The following is a 9,416-nucleotide window of genomic DNA, read 5'->3' as shown; positions in this document are numbered from 1 at the left end:
GTGCAGCACGTTCTTTCACATTGAAAGTACCAAAACCAACAAGTGTAACTGTATCACCAGACTTAAGCGCTTCAGTGATTGAAGCAATTGTAGCGTCTAAGGCCTTACCAGCATCAGTCTTAGACAAACCCCCTTTTTCTGCAATTGCATCAATTAATTCTGATTTATTCATGTGGATCGCGTCCTCTTAATATCGTTTATTTAAGGTCCAAGAGTTTAGTATAAATTACCGTAACGCCTTTATAGCAATGCTTTAGGTGAAAACGCAATACTCTGTATAGGCTTTTTTGGAAAATAAATCACAAAAAAACCTTGAAATTGCTACAAAAGCACAACCAGATCACTTTTTATTCACTTTTTCGTTTAACTTCTTATTTTCTTCAATCAAAACATCTATTTTTTCGTTAAGCTGAAGAATTAAGTTTTCCAAGTACTGGATATCTTTGACCGTAACTAAACCAATACGGTTCAAAGAATGATTTACACTCCGGTCTACGATTTTCTCAACCTTATCTTTAGTATCCGTAACCGATTCACGTGCCTTTTCAGATACTTTTTCAACTGTTTGATCTGCAATTTCAGTGGTTTTTGATTCTAGCTCCTCGCCTACTTGGACGAGTGAGTCAAACAATTTATTGCCTTCCTCTTCCGCACGTGAGAAAGCACCTAAACCAGCCAACCAAATTTGCTTAGTGTACTTTCTAAAATCTAAACTACTTTTACGGTGAAAATGATGCTTAGTTCTTGTTTTTTTTAATGTTTCATCTTCTTGCAAAATATCATCCAACGCTCTATCTGCTTTTTCCATTAGCACCATCTCCTGCATGATTTATGTGCAAAAACTTCCAAAAAATCTTATAGATTGCACTATACTAGCAAATATTGGACTTGATCGTTTTGCAAAACTGTTCTACAAAGCATCTTTATTACATTTTTTATTTTAAGTCTGAAGTTTTTGCGAGCAGGATGCTCATTTCAGGTCAGGATTTAGGTTACTACTTATGAGTGATTCTCAAAAAGAACACAATCAAACACATATGCTACTCACTATGCTAATGATTGTTCTTGAGACGATCTTTTCTCTTATTTTAAAACATGACCGTGTGGTTGCTCTACATTCAAAAAAGTTTGTTGAGCAAAATATTGCGATTAAAATTAACAGCTATTTACCTTACTTCGACATCTATATTACCTTTAGTGAACAAGGTATTTTATTTGATGCGAAAGCGCCTGAAAAACCTGTCGATCTCGATGTGCGCACTACCCTAATGGATTTAATTAAAATTTTCGTTTTTGGAAACCGTCGCAGTATTAAAACCATGCGTATTGATGGCGACATCATACTCAAAGATGAGTTCAGAGATTTAATTTTACACTTTAGTGCCCCTAAAGTTTTAGCCGACTGGAAAAATTGGTTAACTGAACCAACTGATCCACAAAATGTGGTTGCATCAAAAAAACGTATTGCGCCACTTTTAGAAAAAATTGATGAGCAACGCTCTAAAATCAACACCCTACAAGTTGAAGTGAAACAATACAAAAACCGTATTCGTCGCATGGAGCAACGCCAAAAACGTATAAATGTCACATTTTTACTGTTTTCTATACTTTTGATTAGCTTATTGGTATATAATATTTGGCTTGCATAACTACATAATATTTCAAGCAAATTAAATACGCATAATCATTATTAAAAAAACTTGACTATTTTAGTCAGGATTCTTAAAATCGGCACATCTAGTCTAATCATGTGTATCGAATCATGCGCTTAACAACTCGCGGACGCTACGCAGTGACTGCTCTACTTGATTTAGCTTTGCAGCCAACTGAACAAACGATCACGCTTGCTGAAATTGCAGCTCGTCAAACTATCTCTGTTGCTTATCTTGAGCAGTTATTTGCGAAATTAAAGCGCCACGGCTTAGTTTCTAGCATTCGTGGTGCCAATGGTGGCTACCATTTAGCTCGTCGCGCTGATGAAATTACAGTATTAGCAGTTATTGAAGCTGTAAACGAAACAGTTGATGCCACTCGCTGTGACCATAAAGGCAACTGCCAAAATGGTGCAATGTGCTTAACTCACGATTTATGGCAAGAACTCTCCCATCACATTGCCGACTATCTCGCTAAAATCACTCTTGCTGACCTTGTAGCACGTGACAACGTCCAAAAAGTTGCCATTCGCCAAAACACAGCACCTTCAGATTCAGCCCTTTTATCGGTAACAGGTATTTGACATGAAACGTCCAATTTATCTTGATTATGCAGCAACAACTCCTGTAGACCCTCAAGTCGCTGAACGCATGATGGAATGTCTGACATTTGACGGCACATTTGGCAACCCAGCATCTCGCTCGCATGCTTACGGTTGGCAGGCAGAAGAAAAAGTAGAATATGCACGTGAACAAGTTGCGAACTTGATCAAAGCAGATCCACGCGAAATCGTTTGGACTTCTGGTGCTACTGAATCTGATAACCTTGCACTTAAAGGCGTAGCACAATTCTATGCGTCTAAAGGCAAGCACATTATTACCAGTAAAATTGAACACAAAGCTATTTTAGATACTTGCCGTGAGCTTGAGTCTGAAGGTTTTGAAATCACTTACCTTGAGCCACTACCAAACACGGGTTTAATTACCCCTGAAATGGTTGAAGCAGCTATTCGTCCAGATACCATTCTTGTTTCCCTAATGATGGTGAACAACGAAATTGGTACTGTGACTGATGTTGCGGCAATTGGTGAAATCACACGTGCGCACAAGATCTTCTTCCATGTCGATGCAGCTCAAGCCGCGGGTAAAGTTGAAATTGACCTTTCAACTATGAAAGTAGACCTAATGAGCTTCTCGGCTCACAAAATTTATGGCCCTAAAGGTATTGGCGCACTCTATGTACGTCGTACTCCACGCGTTCGCTTAAAAGCACAAATGCATGGTGGCGGTCATGAACGCGGTATGCGTTCTGGTACACTTGCAACACACCAAATCGTTGGTATGGGTGAAGCATTTGAACTTGCAGGTAAGAACTTAGCTTCGGAACAAGCACGCATTCGCGTACTTCGTGACAAGCTTTGGAATGGCTTACAAGACTTAGAACAAATTTTCTTAAACGGCCATCCAACACAAAACGTTGCAAACTACTTAAATGTCAGTTTCAACTTTGTTGAGGGTGAATCGTTAATGATGTCGTTGAAAGACGCTGCTGTATCTTCTGGTTCAGCATGTACTTCAGCAACATTAGAACCTTCTTATGTATTACGTGCATTAGGCTTGTCTGACGAACTTGCGCACAGCTCAATTCGTTTCAGTTTTGGTAAATACACCACTGAAGCAGACATTGACCACGTACTTACAGTAACACGCTCTGCGGTTGAGAAACTTCGTGAACTTTCTCCACTTTGGGACATGTACAAAGAAGGTATCGACCTTTCTACAGTTGAGTGGGCTGAACACTAATTTTATCCTTTGAAGTCATTCACATACTGGATGACTTCATTGAAAAATCAAGTTTTAACCCCATATTAAATATTAACGCTGACCCCGAGGTTTGGAGACGCATCATGGCTTATAGCGAAAAAGTAATTGATCATTACGAAAACCCTCGTAATGTTGGTGTATTAGATAAAAATGCGGAAAACGTTGGTACCGGTATGGTCGGTGCACCTGCATGTGGTGACGTAATGCGCTTACAGATCCAAGTGGATGACAACGGTGTGATTGAAGAAGCACGTTTCAAAACTTATGGATGTGGTTCTGCTATTGCATCAAGCTCTTTAGTGACTGAATGGCTAAAAGGCAAAACCTTAGATGAAGCTCAAGCGATCAAAAATATTGATATCGCAACTGAGCTTGCTCTTCCTCCAGTAAAAGTACACTGCTCTGTGCTGGCTGAAGACGCGATTAAAGCAGCGGTTGAAGACTACCGCAGCAAAAAATCTAAAGCTTAATTGCTTTGCATTTTAAAGAACGATTAACGGAGTTTTCATGATCCATTTAACTGAAAATGCTGCAACTCATATCAGCAATTATTTAAAGAATCGCGGTAAGGGTGAAGGTATTCGCGTTGGCGTGAAAACTTCAGGCTGTTCTGGTTTAGCTTATGTGCTCGAATTTGTTGATTCAATTGATGCACATGACACCACTTTTGAGCAGTTTGGGGTAAAGGTTTTTGTCGATCCAAAAAGCTTGGTTTATCTCGATGGTATGGAGATGGACTATGTGAAAAACGGTTTAAACGAAGGCTTTGAGTTTAATAACCCAAACAAAAAAGGTGAATGTGGTTGTGGTGAATCTTTCACTGTATAAATCAAACCACAGGTTTGCCTTTTAGACATTAAAACAGTGTGTATTACACTGTTTTAATTGCATTTACATAGCGTGTTTTTGCTTTTGCAAGCACTCCAAATTTAGCGCGGAACCCCCTTCCTATGAATCATTTTGAGTTGTTTAACCTCCCAGTAGCACTCGATATTGATTTAGCAGCTTTAAAAGCAGAGTTTTTAAAGTTGCAGCAACAATATCACCCAGATAAAGCCCTCGATAAAGATCAAGCCCTGATTAAATCAAGCGAGATCAATCAAGCATTTAAAGTTTTATCTCAGGTCGATAGCCGCGCAGGATATTTATTAGGTTTAAAAAAACAAGACTACCATCTTGATCAATCCATCAACGACTTTGAATTTCTTCAATCCGCATTAGAAATTCGCGAACAACTCGATGAAGCACATTCAGCAGATGAATTACAATCACTCAAAATTGACGTTCAACAATGGATTGACGGTTTAGTTCGTGAATTCAAAATTGATTTTGAAGCTGAAGATTGGGCCGAAGCACGTGATGATGTCCGCAAACTTCGTTTCTTTGTCAAAGTCATGCATGATATAGACAAAGCTGAAGATCGTTTTGAAGATGACGATAACTTTGATTTAGATGATGAATTTTAACCTATTTTTAATTTTTGACGCTCAAAGGATGTAACTCATGGCTCTCTTGCAAATTGCAGAACCTGGACAATCAAGTGCGCCACATGAACACCGTATTGCCATTGGTATCGACTTAGGTACAACTCACTCTCTTGTTGCCACTGTCCTTTCAGGCAAAGCCAAAGTTTTACACGACGAACAAGGTCGTGTCTTGCTTCCTTCGATCGCACATTATGGTACAAACCAAATTCAGTATGGCGATGAAGCAAAACCCTTTTTGACTTCCGATCCTAAAAATACCATTGTTTCGGTCAAACGTTTTATGGGCCGTTCTAAAGCCGACATTAAGTTTCAACACCCATACACTTTAGTGGGTGAAGATAATCAAATGCCCGCTTTTGAAACCTCACAGGGCCGCAAAACCCCTGTCGAAGTGTCCGCTGAAATTTTAAAGCAATTGAAAGATCGTGCTGAAGCAAGCTTAAAAAATGAAGTCAATGGTGCAGTGATTACCGTTCCTGCATACTTCGATGAAGCCCAGCGTCAAGCAACACGTGATGCCGCACAACTTGCAGGTTTAAACGTATTGCGTCTTTTAAATGAGCCTACTGCTGCTGCAGTTGCGTATGGTCTCGACCAAGACACCAATCTTGCACATGATCATAACTATGTAATTTATGACTTAGGTGGTGGTACGTTTGATGTTTCCATTCTACGCTTTTCACAAGGCGTGTTTGAGGTCTTAGCAACAGGTGGCCATACCGCATTAGGTGGTGATGATCTTGATCGTTTAATCGTAAAATGGGCGAAAAAAGAACTCAACATTGAGCAGTTCGACGATACTGAATATGCACATGTTTTGGTTGCTGCGCGTAAAGCCAAAGAAGCTTTAACAAACGCAGAAAGCGTACATTTGCAGGTGCTAGAGCATAGCCTGACTCTTGATCGTGCGACATTTGAAAGCATTATCAAAGTTGCTTTAGATAAGACGATTAGCGTGTGCAAACGTGTGCTCCGCGATGCCAAGCTTGAACTCAGTGACATTCAAAACGTAGTCTTGGTTGGTGGTTCAACACGTTCTTACGCTGTACAAAATGCTGTTCGTGAAGTGTTTGCTCAAGAACCATTGTGTACGATCAATCCAGATGAAGTTGTCGCAATTGGTGCATCAATTACTGCTAACCAGTTGATTGGCAATACAGCAGATGGGGCATTACTACTTGATGTCACCCCACTATCTCTCGGTCTTGAAACCATGGGGGGCTTGGTTGAGCGGCTTATTTCACGCAATACAGCCATTCCCGTTGCACGTCGTCAAGAGTTCACGACTTACCAAGATGGTCAGACTGCGATGCTAATCCACGTGGTTCAAGGCGAACGTGATTTGGTTGAACATTGTCGCAGCTTAGGTCGCTTCGTTCTTCGTGGCATTCCACCTATGACTGCAGGTCAAGCACGTATTGAAGTGACTTTCCAAGTAGATGCAGATGGCTTACTGACGGTTTCTGCCAAAGAAACAACCTCTGGCGTACATGCGCAAATCGACATCAAACCATCTTATGGTTTGGCTGATAGCGATATGGAACGCTTACTGCTTGATGGTTACAAGTTTGCTGAAGAAGATAAAAATCTTCGCCACTTACAAGAAACCAAAGTGGAAGCCAAACGTGAACTTGAAGCTTTAGAACAAGCACTAAAAATAGATGCACACCTACTCACAAGTGAGCAGCAAGTTGCATTAAATGCAGCCAAAACTTCATTAGAAGCAACACTTGAAACAACAGAAATCAAAGCCATTGAATCTGCTGTTGAACAGCTTAAAATACACAGTGATGCTTTTGCAGCAGCACGCATGAATCAGCATATCGATGCTGCGCTGAAAGGCACAAAACTCGACGACTGGTCAAACTCAAACTAATTTATAGGTAAAGACTATGCCACGTATTAAAGTTCTTCCACATGCGCAAATCTGCCCAGAAGGTGCTGAGTTTGAAGTCGAGCAAAATGCAAATCTTTGTGAAAGCTTACTCAAAAATGGAATCAAAATTGAACATGCATGTGATATGTCTGCTGCATGTACAACGTGTCATGTGGTGGTGCGAAAAGGTTTTGACAGCTTAGAAGAAATGAATGATATTGAAGCTGATTTACTAGATCGTGCTTGGGGCTTAGAGCCTGATTCTCGCTTATCTTGCCAAGTGAAGTTAATAGATGAAGACTTAGAAGTTGAAATCCCGAAATACACCATTAACCATGCGTCTGAAAATCACTAATTTTTCAAGCATTAAAAAAGCCACTCATTTGTAGTGGCTTTTTTAATGCTTTTTGTTTTTACAAGCGTATCATCATTAATGGTATTCGTTTCTTTTAACGGTTTCAACGACCTCATCTTCAAGATTTAATTTCACAATACCTTGAGAATTCGTCATTTTTTGCTGCGTTTGAATACGTTGAATCATTTTTTCTAAAACTTGAATCAACTGCGGGTATTCAAAATTCTGCACCTCATCCAAATTCAGCAGTAAATGAAATCCCTTATATTCATAATCAAACCAGCGTTGGTAGTCTGATTTCTGAGATGTATATTTTTCAACGACTTGCCAAGTCTTCACAGCCCCTTTTATCCCTTTAAGGAAAATTGGTGCTTTCGGTGCACAAAGATAGTCATTTTTTACTAAATTATGCGTATCATCTGAAATTAAGATTTCATCCACTTGAGCTGCACTCTGTAAACGCGCTGCAAGGTTTGCATCACGCCCAACAATGGTATAAGCCATCCGATGTGATGCACCATAGTTTCCAACGTGACAATAACCCGTAGAAATACCCATACGAATGTGCAAAGGCGGATAACCCATTTTCACCCAACGCTCACGCAAAATTTTCATTTGCTGGCGCATTGCCATTGCCATTTCTAGGCAATTCTGCGCATCCCGCTCTACTCCCTCAGAATTCGGATCACCAAAAAAGACTAAAATGGCATCCCCCATGAATTTATCAACAGTACCCTCGTATTGCTTCGCAATCTCGGTCATGTGTCTTAAATAGTCATTAAGCAGGAATGCCAAATCATCGGGAATTAAGCTTTCAGACAACTCTGTAAAACCTTGAATATCTGAAAAGAAAACCGTGAGTTTTTTACGTTTATATTCAATTTTCGCTTCAGACTCACCTTTCATAATTGACTGCCACAGTTGCACTGGAGCATAGCGGCTCAACTGATTCGCAAATTCCATGTAGCGATTCATTTGATCGTAATAATGATTCTTGCGGCGATATATATCCTGCATTTGGTTGCGCTGATAATAACTACCCACACCAAAATAAGTAATCAGACACAAAAAACCCAATACGGTCAGCTCGGTACTAGTCGCTTCAAAATATTCACCAAAACCAAAGATAAAGATCAGAGATAAATAAAAAACAACAACACCAATCAGACTCGCCAAAGAAATCATGAGAAATGAAACTTTGTTGCTAATGGCGGTATAAAGCAGTGCAAAAATAGACAAAAAAGTGAGTACGATATTCAGATGAATTGCTGCCAAAATAATTGAAGTGACAACAATATCAATCACAAACATCACACTACGTCGTACATTAGTGTTGAAGCGATAGCCTAACCACCTTGAAAATGGTGGTGCAAACAATAATACAACCAATAACAATAATGGGACATAAATTTGATAATGCGTATCCGCCATCGTGTAGTGATAAACGATAGTCAATAGCGACAACATGCTATACCCCATCACTCGATGGAAGTATTCAAATTGTTTGGGTTCTTTAGATATCCAATCGTCTAATGGCACTGATTGTTCCCCATGATGCGCACGATCAAATCATCCCTGATTTGATTTCCACGTGAATTAGTCCATACGCCAATCAAACGGCATATCACCTTGTCCACGTAATGCAAGCATTAAAGTCTGGCGCATATGTGCAAGGACTTCATTGCTATAAGGAACAGCTGGAGTACCCCAAACTGGTTTTGGCCATGCAACATCGTTTTGATAACGAACCACATGGTGGAAATGAAGCTGTGGCACCATGTTACCCAAAGCAGCAACATTCATTTTATCAGCTCGGAATACGCGAGCTAATTGGCTTGACAACCAACTTGACTCACGTAAAAACTGTTCTTGGTCGGCTTGGCTGAGTTCATATAACTCAGTGATACCTGGCACGCGTGGAATTAAAATTAGCCACGGAAATTGCATATCATTCATTAAGCGACATGTTGAAAGTGGAAAGTCGCCTACAAAAAACGTATCTTGAGCAAGTTGTGGATGCAAACTAAACATATCTTTATAAATGATGCAAATTAGAATAATGGCTAATACTATCACATCCAATCGGAGGTGAATATTATAAGCAATGTGTTTCAATACAAATAAAATACGTTTTACTTTGAACTACATCACATTTATCACTTTAATAAATTTCATCAAAAAATCAAGTATTTCTTTTTGTCGTGCAAACACCTACGAAATAC

Annotated in this window: 12 protein-coding genes; 8 read left to right on the top strand and 4 right to left on the bottom strand. The window is 39.7% G+C overall.

Going from position 1 to position 9,416, the window contains the following annotated elements; translation table 11 throughout:
- The coding region (locus tag GBI16_RS04890) for an HU family DNA-binding protein (RefSeq protein ID WP_171494531.1) at positions 1 to 172 on the bottom strand (172 nt) is incomplete at its 3' end.
- A 168-nt stretch (positions 173 to 340) separates the two neighbouring features.
- Positions 341 to 808, bottom strand: coding sequence for a phasin family protein (locus GBI16_RS04885; protein ID WP_086209204.1), 468 nt, complete (start codon positions 806 to 808; stop codon positions 341 to 343).
- Positions 809 to 1,001: 193 nt separating this feature from the next.
- Here GBI16_RS04885 and GBI16_RS04880 point away from each other — a divergent pair, with 193 nt between their 5' ends.
- The 8 genes from GBI16_RS04880 to fdx all read left to right on the top strand — a co-directional run bounded on the left by GBI16_RS04880 (position 1,002) and on the right by fdx (position 7,194).
- Complete coding sequence (locus GBI16_RS04880; protein WP_151706632.1) at positions 1,002 to 1,649, top strand: hypothetical protein; 648 nt, start codon at positions 1,002 to 1,004, stop codon at positions 1,647 to 1,649.
- A 113-nt stretch (positions 1,650 to 1,762) separates the two neighbouring features.
- Positions 1,763 to 2,236 carry an Rrf2 family transcriptional regulator gene (locus GBI16_RS04875; RefSeq protein ID WP_004697011.1) on the top strand — a complete coding sequence of 158 codons (474 nt, stop codon included), beginning with the start codon at positions 1,763 to 1,765 and terminating at the stop codon, positions 2,234 to 2,236.
- 1 nt (position 2,237) lies between these two features.
- Positions 2,238 to 3,455, top strand: a complete 1,218-nt coding sequence (locus tag GBI16_RS04870) for an IscS subfamily cysteine desulfurase (RefSeq protein ID WP_086209206.1) — start codon at positions 2,238 to 2,240, stop codon at positions 3,453 to 3,455.
- Positions 3,456 to 3,559: 104 nt separating this feature from the next.
- Entirely contained in the window at positions 3,560 to 3,946 is a 387-nt protein-coding gene (gene iscU, locus GBI16_RS04865; protein WP_086209207.1) for a Fe-S cluster assembly scaffold IscU, read from the top strand.
- 37 nt (positions 3,947 to 3,983) lie between these two features.
- Positions 3,984 to 4,304: an iron-sulfur cluster assembly protein IscA gene (gene iscA, locus GBI16_RS04860; protein WP_086209208.1), complete on the top strand. Its 321-nt coding sequence runs from the start codon at positions 3,984 to 3,986 to the stop codon at positions 4,302 to 4,304.
- A 122-nt stretch (positions 4,305 to 4,426) separates the two neighbouring features.
- Positions 4,427 to 4,942 (top strand): Fe-S protein assembly co-chaperone HscB, encoded by a 516-nt coding sequence (hscB, locus tag GBI16_RS04855; protein WP_151706631.1) that lies wholly within the window; start codon positions 4,427 to 4,429, stop codon positions 4,940 to 4,942.
- Between the two features lie 37 nt (positions 4,943 to 4,979).
- A complete protein-coding gene (hscA, locus tag GBI16_RS04850; RefSeq protein ID WP_151706630.1) occupies positions 4,980 to 6,839 on the top strand; it encodes a Fe-S protein assembly chaperone HscA in 1,860 nt (619 codons plus the stop codon).
- Positions 6,840 to 6,855: 16 nt separating this feature from the next.
- Entirely contained in the window at positions 6,856 to 7,194 is a 339-nt protein-coding gene (gene fdx / locus GBI16_RS04845) for an ISC system 2Fe-2S type ferredoxin (protein WP_151706629.1), read from the top strand.
- Positions 7,195 to 7,269: 75 nt separating this feature from the next.
- Here fdx and GBI16_RS04840 read toward each other — a convergent pair whose 3' ends face one another.
- Together GBI16_RS04840 and GBI16_RS04835 are read right to left on the bottom strand one after the other, a co-directional pair.
- Positions 7,270 to 8,733 (bottom strand): adenylate/guanylate cyclase domain-containing protein, encoded by a 1,464-nt coding sequence (locus GBI16_RS04840; protein ID WP_086209212.1) that lies wholly within the window; start codon positions 8,731 to 8,733, stop codon positions 7,270 to 7,272.
- Positions 8,734 to 8,790: 57 nt separating this feature from the next.
- A complete protein-coding gene (locus GBI16_RS04835) occupies positions 8,791 to 9,225 on the bottom strand; it encodes an HIT domain-containing protein (protein WP_004696995.1) in 435 nt (144 codons plus the stop codon).
- Between the last annotated feature and the right edge of the window lie 191 nt (positions 9,226 to 9,416).

It is taken from the genome of Acinetobacter sp. TUM15064, assembly GCF_008980265.1.
GTDB lineage: Bacteria > Pseudomonadota > Gammaproteobacteria > Pseudomonadales > Moraxellaceae > Acinetobacter.
Note: the sequence above shows the minus strand (reverse complement) of the source record. Positions and strands in the feature narration are given on the sequence as shown.

Bases quoted from the DNA above. Each gene is read 5' to 3' on its own strand.
- hscB (WP_151706631.1), top strand. From the start codon at position 4,427: ATGAATCATTTTGAGTTGTTTAACCTCCCAGTAGCACTCGATATTGAT.
- iscU (WP_086209207.1), top strand. From the start codon at position 3,560: ATGGCTTATAGCGAAAAAGTAATTGATCATTACGAAAACCCTCGTAAT.
- hscA (WP_151706630.1), top strand. From the start codon at position 4,980: ATGGCTCTCTTGCAAATTGCAGAACCTGGACAATCAAGTGCGCCACAT.
- fdx (WP_151706629.1), top strand. From the start codon at position 6,856: ATGCCACGTATTAAAGTTCTTCCACATGCGCAAATCTGCCCAGAAGGT.
- GBI16_RS04885 (WP_086209204.1), bottom strand. From the start codon at position 808: ATGGAAAAAGCAGATAGAGCGTTGGATGATATTTTGCAAGAAGATGAA.
- GBI16_RS04870 (WP_086209206.1), top strand. From the start codon at position 2,238: ATGAAACGTCCAATTTATCTTGATTATGCAGCAACAACTCCTGTAGAC.
- GBI16_RS04875 (WP_004697011.1), top strand. From the start codon at position 1,763: ATGCGCTTAACAACTCGCGGACGCTACGCAGTGACTGCTCTACTTGAT.
- iscA (WP_086209208.1), top strand. From the start codon at position 3,984: ATGATCCATTTAACTGAAAATGCTGCAACTCATATCAGCAATTATTTA.
- GBI16_RS04880 (WP_151706632.1), top strand. From the start codon at position 1,002: ATGAGTGATTCTCAAAAAGAACACAATCAAACACATATGCTACTCACT.
- GBI16_RS04835 (WP_004696995.1), bottom strand. From the start codon at position 9,225: ATGTTTAGTTTGCATCCACAACTTGCTCAAGATACGTTTTTTGTAGGC.